The organism is Pseudomonas costantinii (assembly GCF_001870435.1).
GTDB lineage: Bacteria > Pseudomonadota > Gammaproteobacteria > Pseudomonadales > Pseudomonadaceae > Aquipseudomonas > Aquipseudomonas costantinii.
In genome coordinates this window covers 1-22,692 of record NZ_MDDR01000005.1, presented here as the reverse complement: position 1 = coordinate 22,692, position 22,692 = coordinate 1, and the positions used below count along the sequence as shown (strand labels likewise).

Genomic DNA, 22,692 nt, shown 5'->3' with positions numbered 1-22,692 from the left:
CGCGAAGAGGCGTTGCTCATGGAAGCGGCGCAGGAGGTGAATGAAGCGCTGAAGCCAATGAGTGATGACGAGGCGGCGTTTATGGTTGAACACCAGCAGGAGATTGGTGCGTTTTTGGCGCAGAGTTCGATGGCGGTGGGGGTTGGGTCGTCAATGGTTGCGAGTCACTTGACGCGAACCCAGTCCATCCTCGTGGATATCGAAAAGTTGCACGTCAAAACCTTCAAAATACAGGGCAATTTGCAAGGTGCTGAGTTTCTCGCTGAGCGTAAGCGATTGCTAACTCAGTTGGATAATAGCCTCGGACCACTGGTGCGAAAAGGTGTTGGTATTGCCGATCACCCAAAGCTCAAAAGCGTATTAGGGATTTCCAGTCGCAGCTTGGTTCATCATTGGAGTAAGGCCGGTGTATCAGAAGGTATTCCTGGATATGCAACACACATTCGGGGTGTTGCTCGAGCGAGTCAGTATATGAAGGTCGGCGGGTTTGTTGGAATTGGACTAGGGGCATCAGCCTCGGCATTGAAGGTGAGGGAAACGTGTCGAGTTGGAAGTGAGGATGATTGTCAAAGAGTGAAATATACAGAAGGTGGCAATTTTGTCGGGAGCGCTGGGGGGGGTGGTTAGGTGGTGCTTCAGCAGCGGCGAGTGCGGGCACAGTTTGTGTTGCTATAGGTGCAGGCACTGCTCTCGGTGGTGCGGGTGGGGCGTTAGCTGGAGAGAGGATCGGAGATTTTATTTATGAGGGGGGAAGTAATGAAAGGTGAGTTTTACGCGTTTTATATGTGGTGCTGGTTAGGCGTATTTATGTTTATTTTTTTGACCTTCTTGGTTCAAGTTTATTTTTCTTATTCTAAAGTTAATGAGATATTGGAGTGCCTAGGTAATTCAAATGTTGTTTTAGTTCGTAAATGTCTTCTTGGGAGAGGATTTTTTAGTAGGTCGTTTTTTGTACTGACGATTGCGGGGATGCTTGTGTTTCCTGAAACACATATAAAAGACGGTGGGTTTACTCGTGAGGAGTTTGAAGGAGTTCCTTATCGGCTTAAATTTCAACTAAAGGCTTTGGTATATGTTTTGTTTTTCTTGGTTGGAGTGTGTATCGCTTTGTGGGGTGTTGGTAAGTATATGGGGTGGCTTGATAAAAATTTTTAGAGGCTCGGTTATTGGTGGATTATTTACCCATATTTTATCGTGAAGGAGTATTCTTTAATGCTAATGCAGTCCATACCCCGCAGATGGCTATTCCACTCCCCGATTCAATCGACCGAAAACATTTTCGTCATTTTTAGCAGCTCCATCGTTGCCAAGCCTTTGGGTGCTTATGGGGCTTCAGCCGCTTGCGCCGGAATTGGGGTTGCGACGGTCGGAGTAGGCGGATTAGTTTGCGGTTTAGTTGTAGTCGGCGCTGCCAGCGCCTTAGGCGGAAAGGGCCTGGCCAGTGTTGGAGAAAGTTTTGGGGAATATATTTACGAGAGGACTCAGTAGTCATGGGCGACGGTCGAACTGTCTATATGTACTGCGTTGGGGTGTTAGCTATCTTGGTTGTTATCGTTTTTTTGGCTCAGGTTTACATTGCCTATTTTAAAGTTGACGAGATTTTTAAATGTTTAGGGTCCTGTAAGTTAGTGTCGTATCGGAAGGGATTCGTCGGCTCTAGCTTTTTCGGTAGGGTGTTTTTCGTAAATGCGGTTTCGGGAATGTTTGTCTTCCAGAGAATACATATTAATGATGGGGCGGTTACTCGTGAGGAGCTTGAAAGTGTTCCCTGCAAGCTAATGCGTGAGTTGAGGCTGTGGGGTTTTTTCTTGATGTTGGTTGGGGTGTACGCCATAACGTTATGGGTCGTCGGTAAATATATGGGTTGGATTAAGTAACCCATTCGAGGGTCGCAGGTATTAATGCTGATTATTTATCTCCCAAGCGTGAGGAGTATTTTCGCAGTCTGATAGCAGGTCCGTCGTGAGGCTAAGTGTAAGAAGGTCAGGCTAACGGAGGGAGGATTTACAGTGCAAATATATGGCGCGCAAGACGTATACTCTATTTTTTGTTTGTGTTTTTTTTGCTGGTGGTTTTAATGCCTGTGTGGGCTTTATATATTGCCTATTTCAAAGTTGAAAAAATAAGTCTGCATTTAAGGCGTAGCGGGCATCTTATAGATGCAGATGTAAGTATTGGTTGGGACCCTATAAGTCGATCGTGGGCGGTTAGGGATGTGATTGGTGCTTTCGCCTTTCCGACCCAGGCGATAAATCTTGGGCGCCTCAGTGCTGAAGATTATGCTGAATTTCCCAAGGGGCTAAAGCTGAATTTGAGGTGTTTAGGTGGATCTACGGTGGGAGCTTTTTTTGGAATTTTTATCTTACTCGCAATTGGCGATTTCATGGGGTGGCAAGATGTTGACTGGTTTTAGATTGTATTTTTGAATTTGCTTTATTTGCTCACGTCTTACTGTAATAGGAGTATCTCCAATGCCGAAACAATTATTGCCTCGCGAGTGGCTAATCTCCTTCCAGTCTACCGAACACCTCTTCGCCATTCTTAGTAACGCCAGCGACGCCAAACCTCTCGATACCTGGCGAAGCACAGCCGCCGGGATCCTACCCCAACCAATTTGGGCAGGCACGGCCTACGCCGAGTGGGATGAAGTAATGCCCTATGTCGGCATCGTCGAACCCGACAGCCCCTTTCTCGATTGGATAGCAACGACCGAGTCGACAGACTGGGGCTGGCTGGCGGTGTCGTCGAGCCCACTGGAAACGGTGGTGGCGCACTTGCAAAGCCTGACCAAGGTGTATTTGCCGGATGACCAGCAGGTCTTTTTACGCTTCTGGGATGGCGCTCAGTTTTTGCCGATGTTGCAAACGCTGGGCGATGAGGCGGGAAAGGTGTTGCCGGTGTTCCAACGTTACCTGATCAATGGCCAGGCACTGTCGGTGGCGACGGGCGAGGTTACGGCTGCCAAAACCAGTCCATGGTGGCGAGTTCCGGCACCGATTCTGGAACACCTGGCGGAGCAATCACCGCAAGTGCTGATCGACAACCTGCTGCAATGGCTCGAAGAGCAGCGCCCGGATCTGTACACCGCCTTCACGCCAACGACCTTGCAGCACAAGGTCGCCTATTTTGCGCGAATGCCGGATATCGGCCACAAAGCGCTGACCGACTATCTGGCTTTAGAGTTGAGGTGAGCCCAACGCGGGGCAAGCCCGCTCACCACAACTCTGCACCTTTGCCCCCGTAGAAGGTAAACTTCGCCCCCTGCGCAGGAGCAACCATGAATTATCGTCACGCCTTTCACGCCGGCAACCACGCCGATGTCTTCAAACACCTGACCTTGACCCGTCTCATCGCCCTGATGTCGCGCAAGGAGCAGCCGTTCGCCTACCTCGACACCCACGCCGGGATCGGTCTGTACGACCTGCAAGGCGACCAGGCCAATCGCACCGGTGAATACCTGGAAGGCATCGCCCGTCTGTGGGGCGAGAACGACCTGCCGCCGTTGACCGCCGATTACATGCGCGTGCTGCATGAGATGAACCCGGATGGCCAGTTGCGCTACTACCCGGGCTCGCCGGAGCTGGCGCGGCGCCTCACGCGGCCCCAGGACCGTGTGTTGCTCAATGAAAAGCACCCGGAAGACGGTGTGCTGCTCAAGGACAACATGAAAGGCGATCGCCGGGTCAAAGTGCACCTGGGCGAAGGCTGGCATGTTCCGCGTGCCTTGCTGCCGGTGCCGGAAAAGCGCGCGTTGATGCTGATCGACCCCCCGTTCGAAAAGCTCGACGAGATGCAGCGCTGCGCGGCGTCCCTCAAGGAAGCGGTCAGCCGCATGCGCCAGACCGTCGCGGCGATCTGGTATCCGGTGAAGGACCAGCGCATGTTGCGCCGCTTCTACCAGGACCTGGCCGGTACTGGTGCGCCGAAGTTGTTGCGGGTGGAGTTATTGGTGCATCCGCTGGACACGCCCAACACCTTGACCGGTTCGGGCCTGGCGATTGCCAACCCGCCGTGGGGTTTGGAGGAGGAGTTGCGCGAGCTGCTGCCGTGGCTGTCCAAGAAACTTGGCCAGACCCAGGGCGGGTGGCAGATGGATTGGTTGATCGCTGAGTAATCCGATCTACAGCCATGCACAGAGCAAATGTGGGCGCGAGCAAGCCCGCTCCCACATTTTTAGATCAGCGTCACTCTTAGATCGGGCAGGTCACGCCTGTGCCGCCGATCCCGCAGTAACCCTGTGGATTCTTCGCCAAATACTGCTGGTGATACGCCTCGGCGAAGTACACGGTCGGTGCTTCTTCGATTTCCGTGGTGATGGTGCCCAGGCCAGCCTTGGTCAGTTCATTCTGATACGCCTGGGCGCTGGCTTTCGCCGCCTCCAGATGCTCCGGCTTGACCGCATAGATCACCGAACGGTACTGGCTGCCGATATCATTGCCCTGGCGCATGCCCTGGGTTGGGTTGTGCAGTTCCCAGAACATTTTCAGCAGCTCTTCGTAGCTGATCTTGTCCTGGTCAAACACCACCAGAACCACTTCGCTGTGGCCGGTCAGGCCCGAGCAAACTTCTTCATAGGTCGGGTTCGGCGTGTAGCCGCCGGCATAACCCACCACCGTGCTGACGATGCCTTCGCGCTGCCAGAAACGGCGCTCTGCGCCCCAGAAGCAACCCAGGCCAAAGATCGCAAACTCTACGTTGTCGACAAATGGGCCCAGCAGCGGGTTGCCGTTGACGAAATGAGTCTCGGGTAAAGACATCGGCGTTTCACGGCCAGGCAAGGCCTGTTCTTGAGTAGGAAGCACGTTTTTGTTCACCAGAATTTCCGAGCGCAAGACCATGATCAGTCCTCTCAGTCAGATTGAGTTAGGTAAGTAGTCAGGTAGCCAGTGTGCCCGAGTGTTACAGCGCTGTCAGGCGATTGGCCCGCGCGGGTAGCGTTTAAGCATCTTCATCAGGTCTGCACCGGGGATCGGCCGGTCGAACAAGTAGCCCTGGCCCACATCGCAGCGATGTCGACGCAAGAACGCGAGCTGCTCGCCTGTCTCGATACCTTCGGCCACCACCTTGAGCTTGAGGTTGTGGGCCATGGCGATCACTGCCGAGGTGATTTCCATGTCGTCCTGGTTATCCGGGATTTCGTGGATAAAGCTGCGATCGATTTTGATGATGTCGATGGGGAATTTTTTCAAGTAGCTCAGCGACGAGTAACCGGTGCCGAAATCATCCATGGCCAGGGTCAGGCCAAAACTTTTGAGCTGGTCCAGTTGCAGGCGCGTGTCTTCGGTGGCTTCCAGCAGCAAGCCTTCGGTCAGCTCCAGCTCCAGCAGGTTGGCCGGTAGCTGCTCTTCTTTGAGGATGGTGGCGATCGAGGCCACCAAGTCGGGGTCGGAGAACTGCTTGGGTGACAGGTTGATCGCCACCTGCAAGTTGCCCATGCCACCGGCGCTCAATTGCTTGCTCATACGGCAGGCCTGGCGAGCGATCCATTTGCCGATGGGGATGATCAGCCCGGTTTCTTCGGCCACGCTGATGAACTGGTCGGGGCGGATCATGCCCTTTTCCGGATGGTTCCAGCGCAGCAGCGCTTCCATACCCAGCAAGCGACCGCTGCGCAGGCAAAGCTTGGGCTGGTAGAACACGTCCAACTCGTTCTGGGTCAAGGCGCGGCGCAGGTTATTTTCCACGAACAGTTTGTAACTGGCCTCGGCGTTCAGCGCTTCGGTGAACACCTGCACCTGGTGTTTGCCGTTGGCCTTGGCCTTGTGCAGGGCTAAGCCGGCGTTACGCATCAGGGTCTGCGGGTCGCGGCCATGCAGCGGAGCGCAGGCCAAGCCCACGGAGCCGGTAACGCTGATCAACTGGTTGTCGACGAACATCGGTTTGTCGAGGGTAGTCAACAGCTGGCTGGCGACTTGTTGGCCCGTCTCCAGGTCGGCGTCGTCCAACAGCACCGCAAATTCGTTACTGGCAAAGCGCGCCAGGCTCCCACCGGCACTCAGGCTGTTACGCAGGCGGCGGGCCAGGCTGATCAGCAGTTTGTCGCCGGTCTGGTGGCCGAGGCTGTCGTTGATCCGCTTGAAGTTGTCGATATCCACCAGTAACAGACTGATCGGGGTATCGCTGTCTCGGGCAAAGCGTTCATCGAGGTTGCGGATGAATGCCGGGCGGTTGCCCAGGTTGGTCAGGTTGTCGGTGTAGGCCAGGCGTTCGATGCGCTGTTGGGCCAGCTTGGTCTGCGTGATGTCTTCGTAGATGCCGATGTAGTGGGTCAGCTCACGGTTGTCGCCATAGACCTTGGAGATCGACAACTGGCCCCAGTAGGGTTCCAGGTTCTTGCGACGGCTCTTGAATTCACCTTGCCAACTGTTGCTCTTGGCCAGGCTCGACGGCGCATCGAACAGCAACTCGCTGAGGTTCTCCAGGGCCGGCAGTTGCGCCAGGCGATGGCCATGGACTTCTTCGGCGCTGTACTGGGTGATTGCGGTAAAGCTTGGGTTGACGTACTCCACCACGCCGTCGCAATTGACCAGCAGAAAGGCGTTGGCGCTTTGTTCCACGGCGCGCTGGAACAGGTGCAGGGCGCTGGTGGCGGTACGGCGGTTGTGGTTGTTGATCACTTGCGCAAACTGGTCCGCCAACTCTCCGGCAAAGGCGATCTCATCCGATTGCCAGTCCCGCGGGCTACCACTTTGTTCCAGGCACAACACGCCGACGACTTGGCCGTCGACGCGGATACTGGCGTCGAGCATCGCGTGAACATCCTTGGCGCGCAGGCTCTCGGCCATTTCCCGGGTGCGCGGGTCTCGCATCGCGTGGGTGGCGTCGATGGCGCGGCTGGAATGCAGGGCTTCCAGGTAGTCCGGGAAACTGCTGGCGTCGATCGGTTCAGGCAGATGGTGCTGTTGTTCGGTACGCTGGTACGCCGAGATCGGCACCAGGCGCTGGCCTTCGAGGTTCCAGATGCTGGCGCAGTCAATCTGGTAGATGTCGCAAGCGCTACGGGTGATCAGCTCGGCAGCTTCCTGCAGCGAGTTGGGGGTGGTGTAGCGCTGGCGCGCCAGCAACAGAATCAGCTCCTGTTGGGCGCGCACGCGTTCCAGGTGCTGCAACTGTTCCTGCTGGGCACGTTGATTAAGTTCCAACGCAATTTGCAGGCGGCTGTTCTGGTTTTCCAGGTCTGCGGTCGGCGCGGGTGCAGGGATCTCGCTGAACAGCCCATCGACTACCATCAGGTAGCCGCGCAACAGATGGCGGTTGTGTTGTTTGTAGGCCTCGCCCATTTCCAGCAGGCTCAGCGGGCCGTCGTTGGTGTGCAGGGTGTAGCGCACCAGGTAATGCGGGCTCTGGGTCAGTTGCTGCTGGATGGTGTCGTGCAACTGATAGCGCGCCTGGGGTTCCATCAGGCTGGCGTAGGGCGTGCCGATCAAGGCGCACAGTTCGACCGCCGGCAGGCCGAATTGGCGCTCGCAATTGGGGTCGAGGTACAAAAGAGCCCAGCTAGCCTCATTAAGCCGTTCGAAACGCAACATACCGAGGCGCGAAGGCACCGGTAACTGCGTCACTACCTCGGCCGCCATTCGGGCGACATCGGATTGGCTTTTCATGGGGAAACTCGCTTGGGAAGATGCCTACGGCGCCGGGCTTACGCCCTCTTTACTGTCGTTTGCGGCAAGGTTGCATCATGCAGCACGGACTGACAAGAGAGGATAAAGGCTAAGTGCTATAAGGCTGTTATCGGCCGGGCGGGGGATTTCTACAATCTGGGTGAAGGGGGTGTACAACCTCTTTTTTTATGTCCAAGTTCTTGCTTGAAAATAGACCAAAAAAAGCCCCGCCAATTGGCGGGGTTGAGGTACGAGCGTGGCGCTCGGAAATCGTTGCAACCAGGCCTCCCCGGTGAAGGGGAGGCCCGCTGTGGCTTACAGCAGGATGGTGCGGATGTCGTTGAGCAGTTGGCTCAGGCGCTGCGTGAAGCGTGCAGCAGCGGCGCCGTTGATCACGCGGTGATCGTAGGACAACGACAGCGGCAACATCAGCTTCGGCTGGAACGCTTTACCGTCCCATACAGGCTGGATAGTGGCCTTGGAAACACCCAGGATTGCCACTTCCGGCGCGTTGACGATTGGCGTGAAGCCAGTGCCGCCAATGTGACCGAGGCTGGAGATGGTGAAGCACGCGCCCTGCATGTCGTCCGGGGTGAGCTTCTTGTCGCGGGCCTTGGCTGCCAGTGCAGCGGCTTCGGCAGCGAGTTGCAGCAGGCTCTTCTGGTCGACGTTCTTGATGACCGGTACCAGCAGGCCATCCGGGGTGTCGACGGCAAAGCCGATGTTCACGTATTTCTTGCGAATGATCGCTTTGCCGCTTGGTGCCAGCGAACTGTTGAAGTCCGGCAGTTCCTTGAGCAGGTGAGCACACGCCTTGAGCAGCAGTGGCAGCACGGTGAGTTTCACGCCGGCCTTCTCGGCCACGGCTTTCTGCGCAACGCGGAAAGCTTCAAGGTCGGTGATGTCGGCCTGGTCGAACTGAGTCACGTGCGGGATGTTCAGCCAGCTGGCGTGCAGACCTGCCGCGCCGATTTGCATCAGGCGGGTCATCGGCACTTCTTCGATTTCGCCGAAGCGGCTGAAGTCCACGGTGCGGATCGGAGGAATACCCGAACCACCGGTAGCGCCGCCTGCAGCCGGAGCTTCCTTGGCTTTCTGCATCATGGCTTTGACGTAAGCCTGCACGTCTTCTTTCAGTACGCGACCGTGAGGGCCAGTGGCCGATACGGCATTCAGCTCAACACCGAATTCACGTGCCAGTTGGCGTACGGCTGGGCCGGCGTGAACCTTGGCACCGCTAGGCGCAGGTGCAGCAGCAGGGGCTGGTGCGGCCTCGGCTTTTGCAGCAGGTGCCGGAGCAGCGGCGGCCGGAGCCGCTTCAGCCTTGGCCGCCGGTGCAGCGGCCGGAGCTGGAGCAGCAGCAGGCGCAGCGCCTTGTACTTTCAGCTTGAGGATGAAGTCACCAGTGCCGACTTCGTCTTCCAGTTTGACTGCAATGCTTTCCACTACGCCGGCAGCCGGCGATGGGATTTCCATGGAGGCCTTGTCGGACTCCAGGGTGATCAGCGACTGGTCGGCTTCGACGGTGTCGCCGACCTTGACCAGCAGCTCGATGATCTTGGCCTTGCCCGACGAACCGATGTCCGGAACATGGATGTCCTGAACACTGGCTGCGGCAGGTGCAGCAGCCGGGGCCGCAGGGGCCTCGGCAGCGGCTGGCTTTTCAGCAGCAGCGGGTGCAGTAGCAGGAGCCGCAGGGGCCGCAGCAGCGGCACCTTCGATTTCCAGCTCCAGCAGTTCGTCGCCTTCTTTCAGGCGGTCGCCCAGCTTCACTTTCAGGCTCTTGACCACGCCGGCCTTGGGAGCAGGGATTTCCATGCTCGCCTTGTCCGATTCCAGGGTCAGAATGCTCTGGTCGGCTTCGACTTTGTCGCCAACCTTCACAAACAGCTCGATTACTTCACCTTCACCGCTGCCGATGTCAGGTACGCGAATGAGTTCGCTCACAAAAAATCTCCTCAGCAGTCCAGTGGGTTGCGTTTTTCCGGGTTGATCCCGAACTTGACGATAGCGTCAGCCACCACCTTAGGTTCGATCTCACCACGGTCAGCCAAGGCTTCCAGGGCTGCCAACACCACGAAGTGACGGTCAACTTCGAAGAAGTGACGCAGCTTCTTGCGGCTGTCACTGCGGCCGAAACCGTCGGTGCCCAGGACTTTGAATTCCTTGGACGGGACCCACTGGCGAATTTGTTCAGCAAACAGTTTCATGTAGTCGGTAGAGGCGATCACCGGACCTTTACGGCCGGCCAGGCACTCTTCGACGTAGCTCAGGGCAGGCTTCTGACCTGGGTGCAGGCGGTTGTTGCGCTCTACGGCCAGGCCGTCGCGACGCAGTTCGTTGAAGCTGGTAACGCTCCATACGTCAGCGCCGACGTTGAACTCTTCACGCAGGATCTTCGCCGCTTCACGGACTTCACGCAGGATGGTGCCGGAGCCCATCAGCTGCACGTGGTGCGCCGCTTCCTTGGTGTCTTCTTCGAGCAGGTACATGCCCTTGATGATGCCTTCTTCAACACCGGCCGGCATGGCGGGTTGCTGGTAGGACTCGTTCATCACGGTGATGTAGTAGAAAACGTCCTGCTGCTCTTCGGTCATCTTCTTCATGCCGTCCTGGATGATCACCGCCAGCTCATAGCCGTAGGTTGGATCAAAGGTGCGGCAGTTCGGGATGGTGGCAGCCAGGATGTGGCTGTGACCGTCTTCGTGTTGCAGGCCTTCGCCGTTCAGCGTGGTACGGCCGGCGGTGCCGCCGATCAGGAAGCCACGGGTACGGCTGTCGCCTGCTGCCCAAGCCAGGTCGCCGATACGCTGGAAGCCGAACATCGAGTAGAAGATGTAGAACGGCAGCATCGGCTGGTTGTGGCTGGAGTACGAAGTACCGGCAGCGATGAAGGAACTCATGGCGCCCGCTTCGTTGATGCCTTCTTCGAGGATCTGGCCCTTCTTGTCTTCCTTGTAGAACATCACCTGGTCTTTATCGACTGGCTCGTAGAGCTGGCCGACGGAGGAGTAGATGCCCAACTGACGGAACATGCCTTCCATACCGAAGGTACGAGCTTCGTCCGGGATGATCGGTACGATACGCGAACCGATTTCCTTGTCCTTGACCAGCTGCGCGAGGATCCGCACGAAAGCCATGGTGGTGGAGATTTCACGGTCGCCCGAGCCGTCCAGGATTGCCTTGAGGGTATCCAGTGGTGGTGTCGGGATGTCGAAGCTCTTGGCGCGACGCTGTGGCACGAAACCGCCCAGCGCGGTGCGGCGCTCGCTCAGGTAACGGGCTTCGGCGCTGTTCGGCTCCGGCTTGAAGAACGGCAGGTTTTCCAGCTCGTCGTCTTTGACCGGGATGTCGAAGCGATCGCGGAACAACTTCAAGCTGTCGACATCGACTTTCTTGGTGTTGTGTGCGGTGTTTTTCGCTTCGCCGGCACCGGTGCCATAACCCTTGATGGTCTTGGCCAGGATGACGGTCGGTTGTTCTTTGTGGTTGACCGCTTCGTGGTACGCCGCGTAGACCTTGTACGGGTCGTGGCCGCCACGGTTGAGTTTCCAGATCTCGTCGTCGGACAGATCAGCAACCATCGCCTTGAGTTCAGGCGAGTTGAAGAAGTGTTCACGTACGAACGCGCCGTCTTTGGCTTTGTAGTTCTGGTACTCGCCGTCGATGACTTCGTCCATGCGACGTTGCAGGATGCCGTCGACGTCTTTGGCCAGCAGTGGGTCCCAGAAACGGCCCCAGATGACTTTGGTCACGTTCCACTGAGCACCGCGGAACACGCCTTCGAGTTCCTGGATGATCTTGCCGTTGCCGCGAACCGGGCCGTCGAGGCGCTGCAGGTTGCAGTTGATGACGAAGATCAGGTTGTCCAGCTTCTCGCGGCCGGCCAGGGAGATGGCGCCCAGGGATTCCGGCTCGTCACACTCGCCGTCGCCCAGGAAGCACCAGACTTTCTGCTTGCCTTCCGGAATGAAACCGCGTGCTTCCAGGTACTTCATGAAGCGTGCCTGGTAGATCGCCTGGATCGGGCCCAGACCCATGGATACGGTCGGGAACTGCCAGAAGTCAGGCATCAGCCAAGGGTGCGGGTAGGACGACAGGCCCTGACCGTCGACTTCCTGGCGGAAGTTGTTCATCTGGTCTTCGCTGATGCGGCCTTCCATGAACGCGCGGGCGTAGACGCCTGGCGAGGTGTGGCCCTGGAAGTAGATCAGGTCGCCGCCGTGTTCGTCGGTCGGGGCCTGGAAGAAGTAGTTGAAGCCGATGTCATACAACGTTGCGCTGGAAGCGAAGCTGGAGATGTGACCGCCCAGGTCCGAATCTTTCAAGTTCGTGCGCATTACCATCGCCATGGCGTTCCAGCGTACCAGCGAGCGAATGCGGCGTTCCATGAACAGGTCGCCAGGCATGCGTGCTTCGTGGGTAACGGGGATGGTGTTGCGGTATGGCGTGGTGATGGCGTAGGGCAGTTGCGAGCCGCTGCGGGTCGCGAGTTCGCCCATACGGGTCATCAGGTAGTGAGCACGGTCTTCGCCTTCTTTGTCGAGAACCGATTCCAGGGCGTCCAGCCATTCCTGGGTTTCGACGGGATCGAGGTCTTGCATGGCTTGCTCCAGGGCGGAAAGGCTACCAGAATCGGTTGCCTGAAGTTTGCGACTGGCCTTGTGGGCAGACGACATAAATTCTTGGATGGCCGAAGGTTGCTTCGGCGTCCTGTAGTTTTACTACAAATCGTCGGCCATTTCAGCCTTTCGAATGTATATACGAGTAGTAAAACTACACAAGACTGAGCGTATGGCTCGGTCTGGCTGGTGAGCATAATCGTTATTGTTGATCTATTGCGAACAAGAAAAGGTGAAAGTTTGATGTTGCCTGCCAAGATTAAATTAATTTCAGCTATTTATAACCTTTGTTCGACACTCCTTCACCGAGCGTGCCTCTTGCGTTCACAGCAACAAGCCATTTACGCGCCGATCAAGGATAGACCATGAGCCTTCCAACACTGGCCCAATTGCCGGCCATTCTCTTGCCATACGCCAAGCGGGCCGAGCAGTCATTTCGTGACGCAGTGGCCGCGCTGGGCGACGATCATGGCCTTTCTGCGTGGACGCCGCAACGGTGGGCTGAGTTTGCCCGCGTGTGCGCCGCCAGTGATTTCGTCATTGAACAGAGCCTTCGTGACCCTTTGATGTTGCTCGAGCTGGTGGCCTGGGGCGAGTTGGACCGCAGCTTTGCGCCCGGCGAGCTGTGCGGGCAGATCGCCAGCGTCGTGCAACAAGCTGAAACGGAAGATGAGTTGGGTCGTGTGCTGCGTCGCCAGCGCACACGCCAACAAGTGCGCATCATCTGGCGCGACCTGACACGCCAGGCTGACTTGGTGCAAACCTGCCGTGACCTTTCCGACATGGCCGACGCGAGCATCGACCAGGCTTACCAATGGTTGTACCAGCGCCACTGCGTGCAATTCGGTACACCCACCGGCCGGCGCAGCGGTGAAGCGCAGCACATGGTCATCCTCGGCATGGGCAAGCTCGGCGCCGTGGAGCTGAACCTGTCCTCGGATATCGACCTGATCTTCGCCTACCCCGAAGGTGGCGAGACGGTAGGGGTCAAGCGTGCCCTGGATAACCAGGAGTTTTTCATCCGGCTTGGTCAGAAATTGATCAAGTCCCTCGACCCGATGACCGTCGACGGGTTTGTATTCCGCGTCGATATGCGCCTGCGTCCCTACGGTTCGGCCGGCGCCCTAGTGCTCAGCTTCAACGCGCTGGAACAGTATTACCAGGACCAGGGCCGCGACTGGGAGCGCTACGCCATGATCAAGGCGCGCGTAGTCGCCGGCGACCAAGTCGCCGGTGCGCAATTGCTGGAGATGCTGCGGCCGTTCGTCTACCGGCGTTACCTGGACTTTTCCGCCATCGAAGCGCTGCGCACCATGAAGCAGTTGATCCAGCAGGAGGTGCGGCGCAAGGGTATGGCCGACAACATCAAGCTGGGTTCGGGTGGCATCCGCGAAGTTGAATTTATCGCCCAGGCCTTCCAGTTGATCCACGGTGGCCGCGACCTGAGCCTGCAACAGCGGCCGCTGCTCAAGGTGCTGGGCACCTTGGAAGGTCAAGGTTATTTGCCACCGGCGGTGATCGCCGAGTTGCGCAATGGCTATGAATTCCTGCGCTACACCGAGCACGCGATCCAGGCAATTGCCGACCGGCAGACGCAAATGCTCCCGGACAGCCCGGAAGACCAGGCGCGTATTGCCTTTATGTTGGGCTTCGCTGATTGGGCCGCTTTCCACGAGCGCTTGATGTACTGGCGTGGCCGAGTGGACTGGCACTTCCGCCAAGTCATCGCTGATCCGGACGAAGAAGAGGGCGAAGAAAGCGAGCTGGTGGTGGGCGGTGAATGGTTGCCGTTGTGGGAAGAGTCTCAGGACGAAGAGGCCGCTTGTCGCCAACTGGCCGAAGGCGGTTTTACCGACGCGACCAAAGCCCTCAAAGCCTTGGCCGGCCTGCGAAACAGTCCGCAATTGCGCGCCATGCAGCGTCTGGGCCGTGAGCGGCTGGATGCATTTATCCCGCGGTTGTTGGCTCAAGCCGTCGAGCACGCCAACCCTGACTTGGTGTTGGAGCGCGTGCTGCCGCTGGTGGAAGCGGTCGCCCGTCGTTCCGCCTACCTGGTGCTGCTGACGGAAAACCCCGGCGCCCTGCGTCGCTTGCTGACCTTGTGTGCCGCCAGTCCCTGGATCGCCGAACAGATCACCCGCTTTCCGCTGTTGCTCGACGAACTGCTCAATGAAGGTCGCCTGTTCAAACCGCCATTGGCGCCGGAGCTGGCCGCCGAGCTGCGCGAGCGCCTGACGCGTATCCCCGAGGATGACCTTGAGCAGCAGATGGAAGCCCTGCGCCATTTCAAGCTGGCCCACCGCTTGCGCGTCGCTGCCTCGGAAATCGCCGGCAGCTTGCCGCTGATGAAGGTCAGCGACTACCTGACCTGGCTCGCCGAAGCCATTCTCGAGCAAGTGCTGGCCCTGGCCTGGCGCCAGACCGTGGCCCGCCACGGCTCGCCACAACGGGTGGACGGCACCTTGTGCGACCCTGGGTTCATCATTGTCGGTTATGGGAAAGTGGGCGGCATCGAACTGGGGCATGGTTCGGACCTGGATCTGGTGTTTATCCACGACGGTGATCCGCAGGCCGAGACCGATGGTGCCAAACCGATTGACGGTGCGCAGTTCTTCACGCGCCTGGGCCAGCGGATCATCCACTTGCTGACCACCCAGACCAACTCCGGGCAACTGTATGAAGTGGATATGCGGCTGCGGCCCTCAGGTGCATCCGGTTTGCTGGTCAGCTCCCTGGGGGCTTTCGAGCGTTATCAACAAAATGAAGCCTGGACCTGGGAGCACCAGGCGCTGATCCGCGCGCGGGTGCTGGTGGGTAGTCAGGATGTGGGCCATGCGTTTGAGCAAGTACGCGCTACAGTGTTAGGGCGTGAACGCGACTTGGAAAAGCTGCGCCAAGAGGTCAGCGAGATGCGTGCGAAGATGCGCGACAACCTGGGGACCAAGAGCACGGCGGCCGGTACCGGCGCCAATGCCTTCGAACCTACCGTCGTGTTCGACCTCAAGCAGGACGCCGGAGGTATCGTCGATATTGAATTTATGGTGCAATACGCGGCTTTGGCGTGGTCTGCGCAGCATCCATTGTTGCTGCGCTATACCGACAATATCCGCATTCTGGAAGGCCTGGAGCAGGTGGGGTTGATGCCCGCCGCCGATGCCCATTTGCTGCGCGAGGTGTATAAGGCCTACCGTTCCGCCGCGCATCGACAGGCTTTGCAAAATGAGGCCGGTACGGTCACCGGGGATCAGTTCGCCGACGAACGGCGTCAGGTAATGCGAATCTGGCAGGAGCTGGGGTTGAGCTGAAACACTATTAGGGCGGGGAGGCATAAGCCTCCCCGCATCGTTTGTGGAAACTAGATGAATATTCTGATCGTTGGGCCCAGTTGGGTCGGTGACATGGTAATGGCACAGACACTGTTCCAGTGTTTGAAGCAACGTCATCCCGACTGCCAAATCGACGTGCTCGCCCCTGAGTGGAGCCGGCCGATCCTCGAGCGCATGCCCGAAGTGCGCCAGGCCTTGAGCTTTCCGCTCGGCCATGGCGCCCTGGAGTTGGCAACCCGTCGTCGTATCGGTAAATCCCTGGCCGGGCAGTACGACCAGGCCATCCTGTTGCCCAACTCGCTCAAGTCGGCGCTGGTGCCGTATTTCGCCGGCATTCCTAAACGTACCGGCTGGCGCGGCGAGTTTCGCTATGTCCTGCTCAATGATGTGCGCACGCTCGACAAGGCGCGCTACCCGCTGATGATCGAGCGCTTCATGGCTCTGGCCTATGAGCCGGGTGCCGAATTGCCCACGCCTTACCCGCGCCCCAGCCTACAGATCGACCCGGTGACTCGCGACGCGGCCCTGGCCAAGTTCGGCTTGATGCTCGACCGCCCGGTGCTGGCACTGTGCCCAGGCGCTGAGTTTGGCGAGTCCAAGCGCTGGCCGTCGGAGCACTACGCCAAAGTCGCCGAGATGAAGATCCGCGAAGGTTGGCAGGTGTGGCTGTTCGGCTCGAAGAACGATCATTCGGTGGGTGAAGACATCCGCCAGCGTTTGATTCCCGGCCTGCGCGAGGAGGCGGTGAACCTCAGTGGCGACACGTCCCTGGCTGAAGCCATCGACCTGTTGTCCTGTGCCGACTCGGTGGTGTCCAACGACTCCGGCCTGATGCATGTGGCCGCTGCGCTGAACCGTCCGCTGGTGGCGGTCTACGGCTCGACCTCTCCAGGCTTTACCCCGCCATTGGCTGATAAGGTCGAAGTGGTACGCTTGGGTCTGGAATGTAGCCCGTGTTTCGATCGCACTTGCCGATTCGGCCACTACAATTGTCTGCGCCAGTTGCTGCCGCAACCGGTCAGCGATGCCTTGCAGCGGTTGCAGGGCTCTGTGGTCGAGGTCCGTTAGTTTGCGAGTACTGGTAATCAAGACTTCGTCCCTGGGTGACGTGATCCACGCCTTGCCGGCACTGACTGACGCGGCGCGGGCGATCCCCGGCATTCGCTTTGACTGGGTGGTGGAAGAAGGTTTTGCCGAGATCCCCACTTGGCACCCGGCGGTGGACAAGGTGATCCCGGTGGCGATTCGTCGCTGGCGCAAAAACATCTGGCAGACCATCAAAAGTGGTGAGTGGCGACGCTTCAAGCAGCGCATCCAGTCGACCAAATACGACTTGGTGATCGACGCCCAGGGCCTGCTCAAAAGCGCCTGGCTGACGCGCTACGTGCGCGCTCCGGTGGCGGGCTTCGATAAAAATTCTGCCCGCGAGCCCATCGCCGCCCGCTTTTATTCGCGACGCCTGGCCGTGGCGCGCGGGCAACATGCGGTGGAGCGTCTGCGCCAGCTGTTCGCCGTGGCCCTCGGCTACGACTTGCCCAAAGGCCTGGGCGACTATGGCCTGAACGTCGACAAGCTGCTCGGCCTGCCGCCAACGAAACCCTTCGTTCTGTTGCTGCACGGCACCACTTGGGACACCAAGCACTGGCCTGAAGCCTACTGGCGCGAGCTGGCCGAACGCATGGGACGCCTGGGTGTGGACGTGAAGTTGCCATGGGGCAACGCCGCCGAAAAGGCCCGAGCCGAACGCCTGGCCCAAGGCCTGCAACACGCTGAAGTGCTGCCCAAGCTCAACCTGGCCGGTGTCGCCCGTGTATTGGCGGGCGCCCGCGCCTGCGTGGCGGTGGACACGGGGCTCGGCCACTTGGCCGCCGCGTTGGATGTGCCGACCATTTCTTTGTTCGGCCCGACCAACCCAGGCCTGACCGGTGCCTACGGCAAGGGCCAGATTCACCTGGCCAGCGACTTCCCATGCGCGCCGTGTCTGCAAAAGCAATGTACCTATCAACCGACGGCCGACGACCTGCGTCGGTTCGACATCAAGCGCGAGTCGCCCCTGTGCTTCACGCGCCTGAACCCTGAGCGTGTGGCAAGCCGACTGAGCACGTTGTTACTGGCTGAGGAACTGCACTGATGCAACTGGCTTTTGTTTTGTACAAATATTTCCCCTTCGGCGGTCTGCAGCGTGACTTCATGCGCATCGCCCTGGAGTGCCAGCAGCGCGGCCATCAGATTCGTGTCTACACGCTGATCTGGGAAGGCGACATCCCGCCCGGTTTCGAAGTGCTGGTGGCGCCGGTCAAGGCGTTCTTCAACCATCGGCGCAACGAGAAGCTCAGCGCCTGGATGGAAGCCGACCTGGCCAAGCGCCCGGTGGACCGCTTGATCGGGTTCAACAAAATGCCCGGCCTGGACGTGTACTACGCCGCCGACGGCTGCTATGAAGACAAGGCGCAAAACCTGCGTCACTCGCTGTACCGCAGCTTTGGCCGTTATCGGCACTTTGCCGAGTACGAGCGCGCGGTGTTTGCCAAGGACGCCAAGACCGAAGTCTTGATGATCTCCGAAGTGCAACAGCCGCTGTTCATCAAGCATTACGACACCCCGCTTGAGCGTTTCCACCTGCTGCCGCCGGGCATTGCCCTGGACCGTCGCGCACCGCCGAACGCCGCCGAGATTCGCGAAGGTTTCCGCAAGGAATTCAACCTGGGTGATGACGACCTGCTGCTGGTGCAAATCGGTTCCGGCTTCAAGACCAAGGGCGTCGATCGCAGCCTAAAGGCCGTGGCCGCTCTACCGGCGGAACTAAAAAAACGTACGCGCCTGTTTGTAATTGGCCAGGACGACCCCAAAGTATTCCAACTGCAGAGCGCCACATTGGGGCTCGGCGATAATGTGCAGTTCCTCAAGGGCCGCAGCGACATCCCGCGTTTCCTGTTGGGCGCCGATCTGTTGATCCACCCGGCGTACAACGAAAATACCGGCACCGTGTTGCTCGAGGCCGTGGTGGCCGGGTTGCCGGTGCTGGTTTCGGCCGTGTGTGGTTATGCCCATTACATCGCCGAAGCCGACAGCGGTCGGGTGCTGGATGAGCCGTTTGAACAAGCGCAGCTCAACCAATACCTGGCGCAAATGCTCTCCGACACTGAACAGCGCGCGGCCTGGGGCCGCAATGGGTTGGCCTTCGCCGAGACGGCTGACCTCTATAGCATGCCGCAGCACGCTGCGGATGTGATTCTGGCGGAGCCAAAGCGATGAAGTTGATTCTTGCCGAACCGTTCAAGACCTTATGGGCCGGGCGTGATGCCTTCGCCGAAGTCGAGAAACTGCAAGGCCAAGTGTTTCGTGAACTGGCGGCGCGTCGCACCTTGCGCACCGAGGTGGAGGGGCGCCCGTATTTCGTGAAAATCCACCGCGGCGTCGGCTGGGGCGAAATTTTCAAGAATCTGATTACTGTCAAGTTGCCAGTACTGGGCGCAGGCCTTGAGTGGGCGGCCATCCACCGTCTGCAACAGCTCGGCGTACCGACCATGACCGGCGTGGCATTCGGCGAAACAGGCAGCAACCCGGCGAACCAACACTCGTTCATTATCACCGAGGAACTGGCCCCGACCATCAGCCTGGAAGACCTGACCATCAACTGGGTCACGCAGCCGCCCACGCCCGCCCTGCGCCATGCATTGACGGCGGAACTGGCGCGTATGATTGGCGATATGCACCGTGGCGGTGTGAATCACCGCGACTGCTACCTCTGCCACTTTCTGCTGGACACCGCAAAACCGATCGACGCCCGCGACATCAAGCTGTCGGTGATCGACCTGCACCGCGCCCAACTGCGTGCCCATCTGCCGCTGCGCTGGCGCAACAAAGACCTGTCCGCGCTGTATTACTCAGCGATGGAAATTGGCCTGACCCTGCGTGACAAGTTGCGTTTTCTCAAAGGTTACTTCCGTCAGCCGCTACGCCAGATTCTCGCCGAGCAGTCGGCGTCCCTGAGCGTGTTGCAACGCAAGGCCGACAAGCTTTACGCGCGTAAGCAACGCTTGGGGGATGCGATCTGATGGCTGGTTGGAACCTCGAACCGGCTTACGCCAACCTGGCAGATGATTTTGGAAGCCTTGAGGCAGTGTTTGCCTTGCAAGGCGAACAACTGACGCGCGACCCGTTGTCGGAAGTGATTCGGGTGGAGCGTGGTGGGGTCAACTATTACGTCAAGCGCTACATTGGTGCCGGCAAAGGCTTGCGCCGCTACGTGGGCAAACCTCGAGTGAAGTCCGAATGGCAGAATCTCAAGCGCTTCGCCAAGTGGGGTATTCCCACCGCTGACGTGGTGGCCTGGGGTTTGGAGCGCAAGGGACTGGCCTATGACCGTGGCGCGATGATCACCCGCGAGCTGCCGAAAACCGAAGACTTGTCAGTGTTGGCCGACCGTAACGACGCCTGCTTGAAAGACCCAAAGTGGGTCAATGTGGTCAGTCGTCAGCTCGCCGAATACACCCGAACGATGCACGAACATCGCTTCACCCATAACGACTTGAAGTGGCGCAATCTTTTGGTCGATGACCAGAAAACCCTGTACCTGATCGATTGCCCCAACGGTGATTTCTGGCGCGGTTTCTGGCTCAAATACCGTATTACCAAAGACCTGGCCTGCCTGGACAAGGTTGCCAAGTATCACTTGTCGGCCACCCAGCGCCTGCGCTTCTACATGCAATATCGCCAACGCACGCACCTGACGGCGTCGGACAAACAGCGAATTCGCCACGTGGTGAAGTTTTTCGAGGGGCGCGAATGAGTGATTTTCTGGCGGCCGAAGACCGCGCTCTGCTGGAGCGCAACGGCCTCGCAACCTTCGACGCCCTGTGGGCCCGGCAACTGGAGGCGGTGGATGAGCCCAATACCAGTGATGGCGGCTGGAGCAGCGTGTTTCGCCTGGAGCTCGAAGGCCAGGGGTACTACCTCAAGCGCCAGAGCAACTACCTGACACGTACGTTGTACAAGCCGTTTGGCGAGCCCAGCTTTGCCCGTGAATTTCGCAATATCAGCCGTTACCAAAAGCTCGGTATCCCTGCGTTGCAGGCCGCGTTCTTCGGTGAGCGCAAGGTCAATGGCGCGCGCCGCGCGATGTTGTTGACCCGCGCGCTCGACGGCTGGAACGACTTGGATTCGTTGCTGGAGCAGTGGTCGCAATTGAGCGACGCCCAGCACCGGGCGATCCTGTTGGCTTGTGGTCAGTTGGCTCGCCACCTGCACAATGTGGGTCAGGTGCACGGCTGTTTTTACCCTAAACATATTTTCCTGCAGGCCGCCGGCGACGGTTACACCGCGCAGTTGATCGACCTGGAAAAAACCCGCCCGCTGTTGTTCGGCGTGCGCGATCGGGTCAAGGATCTGGAGCCGCTGTTGCGGCGTGCGCCGCAGTGGTCGGACACCCAAGTGCGGCAACTGCTGGCAGCCTACCTGGAACAGCCTGAAGACAGCTCGCTGGTAGGCGCCTGGTTCCAGCGCCTGACGGCCCGCCGCAGTCGCAAGGAGAACCGCTGATGCGTTTGTCCGAGCTGAAAACCGCCGGCCGCACCCCCAGCCTGCCGCTGACTATCGAATTGGCGGACGCGGCAGGCCCAGGGCAGTTGCAATTGCTCAGCCTGCTGCGAGTATTGCCGGGCGAGCGCTATGTGGGCGCGGCGGTCTGGCGCGGGCGCCCGGTGCTGGCCAAATTATTGGTGGGCAGCAAGGCCGCGCGGCATTTTCAGCGAGAGCGCAACGGTGTGCGCCTACTGGCTGAGCAAGGCTTGATCACGCCGTTGTTGCTGGCCGATGGCTTGCAGGAAGGCGAGGGTGGGTGGCTGCTGTTTGAGTTTATTGAAGGCGCTGAAAGCCTCGCCGATGCTTGGCAGGCGGTCGAAGGTTTGCCGCCGCTGGCGGATGAACAGACCGCCGTACTGGCCGAAGCACTGGGTGCGATTGCCCAGATGCACGCCAAAGGGCTGTGGCAGGAAGACCTGCACCTGGACAACCTGCTGCGCCAGGGCGGCAAGCTGTACTTGATCGATGGTGCCGGGATTCGCGTCGAAGACGCGGGCAAGCCGCTGTCGCGCAACCGGGTGTTGGAAAACCTCGGTGTATTTTTTGCCCAGTTGCCGAAGAATCTTGAGCCGTTTACCGAAGAACTGCTCGTGTATTACCTCCTGGCCAACGGCGAGCACGCTCTGCCGCTGGAAGCCCTGGAAAAGCAGGTACGCAAGGTCAGCGCCTGGCGTTTGAAGGACTTTTTGAACAAGGTCGGCCGCGAATGCACGCTGTTCAGCGTGGTGCGTGGCGCCTTTGCCTTGCGCGCAATTCGTCGCGAGGAAGAGGCTGCGATGTTGCCGGTGCTGGAGCGTGCTGATGCGTTGCTGGACCAGGGGCATCTGTATAAGACCGGTGGCTCGGCTACTGTGGCCAAGGTCGAGGTGGCCGGTCGGCCGCTGGTGATCAAACGCTACAACATCAAGGGTTTTACCCACTGGCTCAGGCGCTTCTGGCGGCCCAGCCGTGCGTGGCATTCCTGGTACGAGGGCAATCGCCTGGCGTTTCTTGGGATTGCTACGCCCAAGCCGTTGGCGGTGTTGGAGAAGCGGTTTTTATGGCTGCGCAGTCGGGCTTATCTGGTTACTGAGTATTTGCCGGGGCCGGATCTCATTGAGCGTTTTGCGCCGTATGTTGAGGGCGGGGATGCGCCTGAGGCTGAGCTGGTGGCGTTGGATCGGTTGTTTGCGGAGTTGATCCGTGAGCGGATCAGCCATGGGGATTTCAAGGGGCACAACTTGTTTTGGGATCGGGATCGATGGGTTTTGATCGATCTGGATGCTATGCGTCAGCATGGGTCTGCTGCGAGTTTTGCTCCGGCGTTTGCCAGGGACCGGGCGCGGTTTATGCGTAATTGGCCGGTGGGTAGTGCGTTGTATCAGGTGATTGATCAGCGGTTGCCCAAGTTGGTTGGTGGGTCGGTTTGATTGGGTGCATATCCGTTATTTAGGTAACGGCTGCTTATGGTTTCGCTCTTACAGCCAGCCCTTTCAAGGTCTTTAGGTAGAACAGGCAATAAGTAACCTGTGGCGAGCGGGCTTGTCGGGTCGCCGCATCGCCCGCGTTGGGCTGCGA

At 58.8% G+C, this 22,692-nt stretch carries 16 protein-coding genes; 12 read left to right on the top strand and 4 right to left on the bottom strand.

Translation table 11 applies throughout. From position 1 onward, the window contains the following. The first annotated feature begins 756 nt into the window (after positions 1 to 756). The 4 genes from BFL40_RS02230 (at position 757) to BFL40_RS02205 (ending at position 4,114) form a co-directional block, all read left to right on the top strand. A complete protein-coding gene (locus BFL40_RS02230) occupies positions 757 to 1,155 on the top strand; it encodes a hypothetical protein (RefSeq protein ID WP_139213520.1) in 399 nt (132 codons plus the stop codon). A 922-nt stretch (positions 1,156 to 2,077) separates the two neighbouring features. Then, a complete protein-coding gene (locus BFL40_RS02215) occupies positions 2,078 to 2,413 on the top strand; it encodes a hypothetical protein (RefSeq protein ID WP_071482708.1) in 336 nt (111 codons plus the stop codon). 58 nt (positions 2,414 to 2,471) lie between these two features. Continuing rightward, entirely contained in the window at positions 2,472 to 3,191 is a 720-nt protein-coding gene (locus BFL40_RS02210) for a DUF4123 domain-containing protein (protein WP_071482709.1), read from the top strand. A gap of 86 nt (positions 3,192 to 3,277) precedes the next feature. Then, on the top strand, positions 3,278 to 4,114 hold the full coding sequence (locus BFL40_RS02205; RefSeq protein ID WP_071482710.1) for a 23S rRNA (adenine(2030)-N(6))-methyltransferase RlmJ: 837 nt from the start codon (positions 3,278 to 3,280) through the stop codon (positions 4,112 to 4,114). Positions 4,115 to 4,190: 76 nt separating this feature from the next. Here BFL40_RS02205 and msrA read toward each other — a convergent pair whose 3' ends face one another. The 4 genes from msrA to aceE all read right to left on the bottom strand — a co-directional run bounded on the left by msrA (position 4,191) and on the right by aceE (position 12,208). Further along, the gene (msrA, locus tag BFL40_RS02200) at positions 4,191 to 4,838 is read right to left on the bottom strand and encodes a peptide-methionine (S)-S-oxide reductase MsrA (RefSeq protein ID WP_063033432.1); all 648 of its coding nucleotides are present in this window, start codon (positions 4,836 to 4,838) and stop codon (positions 4,191 to 4,193) included. A 72-nt stretch (positions 4,839 to 4,910) separates the two neighbouring features. Next, on the bottom strand, positions 4,911 to 7,604 hold the full coding sequence (locus BFL40_RS02195) for a putative bifunctional diguanylate cyclase/phosphodiesterase (protein ID WP_071482711.1): 2,694 nt from the start codon (positions 7,602 to 7,604) through the stop codon (positions 4,911 to 4,913). Positions 7,605 to 7,919: 315 nt separating this feature from the next. Further along, positions 7,920 to 9,551, bottom strand: coding sequence for a dihydrolipoyllysine-residue acetyltransferase (aceF, locus tag BFL40_RS02190; RefSeq protein ID WP_071482712.1), 1,632 nt, complete (start codon positions 9,549 to 9,551; stop codon positions 7,920 to 7,922). 11 nt (positions 9,552 to 9,562) lie between these two features. Continuing rightward, the gene (gene aceE, locus BFL40_RS02185; RefSeq protein ID WP_071482713.1) at positions 9,563 to 12,208 is read right to left on the bottom strand and encodes a pyruvate dehydrogenase (acetyl-transferring), homodimeric type; all 2,646 of its coding nucleotides are present in this window, start codon (positions 12,206 to 12,208) and stop codon (positions 9,563 to 9,565) included. A 383-nt stretch (positions 12,209 to 12,591) separates the two neighbouring features. Between aceE and glnE the strand changes: the two genes are divergently transcribed. The 8 genes from glnE to BFL40_RS02145 are packed head-to-tail and all read left to right on the top strand — an operon-like array spanning position 12,592 to position 22,544. Continuing rightward, positions 12,592 to 15,531 carry a bifunctional [glutamate--ammonia ligase]-adenylyl-L-tyrosine phosphorylase/[glutamate--ammonia-ligase] adenylyltransferase gene (glnE, locus tag BFL40_RS02180; RefSeq protein ID WP_071482714.1) on the top strand — a complete coding sequence of 980 codons (2,940 nt, stop codon included), beginning with the start codon at positions 12,592 to 12,594 and terminating at the stop codon, positions 15,529 to 15,531. 54 nt (positions 15,532 to 15,585) lie between these two features. Continuing rightward, positions 15,586 to 16,620 carry a lipopolysaccharide heptosyltransferase II gene (waaF, locus tag BFL40_RS02175; protein WP_071482715.1) on the top strand — a complete coding sequence of 345 codons (1,035 nt, stop codon included), beginning with the start codon at positions 15,586 to 15,588 and terminating at the stop codon, positions 16,618 to 16,620. 1 nt (position 16,621) lies between these two features. Beyond that, positions 16,622 to 17,683, top strand: a complete 1,062-nt coding sequence (gene waaC / locus BFL40_RS02170; protein WP_071482716.1) for a lipopolysaccharide heptosyltransferase I — start codon at positions 16,622 to 16,624, stop codon at positions 17,681 to 17,683. After that, positions 17,683 to 18,807, top strand: coding sequence for a glycosyltransferase family 4 protein (locus BFL40_RS02165; RefSeq protein WP_071482717.1), 1,125 nt, complete (start codon positions 17,683 to 17,685; stop codon positions 18,805 to 18,807). Before waaC ends, BFL40_RS02165 begins: the two co-directional genes overlap by 1 nt. After that, positions 18,804 to 19,610, top strand: a complete 807-nt coding sequence (rfaP, locus tag BFL40_RS02160; protein ID WP_071482718.1) for a lipopolysaccharide core heptose(I) kinase RfaP — start codon at positions 18,804 to 18,806, stop codon at positions 19,608 to 19,610. The genes BFL40_RS02165 and rfaP overlap by 4 nt, the downstream gene beginning before the upstream one ends. Then, positions 19,610 to 20,344 (top strand): lipopolysaccharide kinase InaA family protein, encoded by a 735-nt coding sequence (locus BFL40_RS02155; RefSeq protein WP_071482719.1) that lies wholly within the window; start codon positions 19,610 to 19,612, stop codon positions 20,342 to 20,344. The genes rfaP and BFL40_RS02155 overlap by 1 nt, the downstream gene beginning before the upstream one ends. Next, positions 20,341 to 21,093 (top strand): lipopolysaccharide kinase InaA family protein, encoded by a 753-nt coding sequence (locus BFL40_RS02150; protein WP_071482720.1) that lies wholly within the window; start codon positions 20,341 to 20,343, stop codon positions 21,091 to 21,093. Before BFL40_RS02155 ends, BFL40_RS02150 begins: the two co-directional genes overlap by 4 nt. Then, positions 21,093 to 22,544: a lipopolysaccharide kinase InaA family protein gene (locus BFL40_RS02145; protein WP_071482721.1), complete on the top strand. Its 1,452-nt coding sequence runs from the start codon at positions 21,093 to 21,095 to the stop codon at positions 22,542 to 22,544. Before BFL40_RS02150 ends, BFL40_RS02145 begins: the two co-directional genes overlap by 1 nt. Positions 22,545 to 22,692 lie beyond the last annotated feature (148 nt).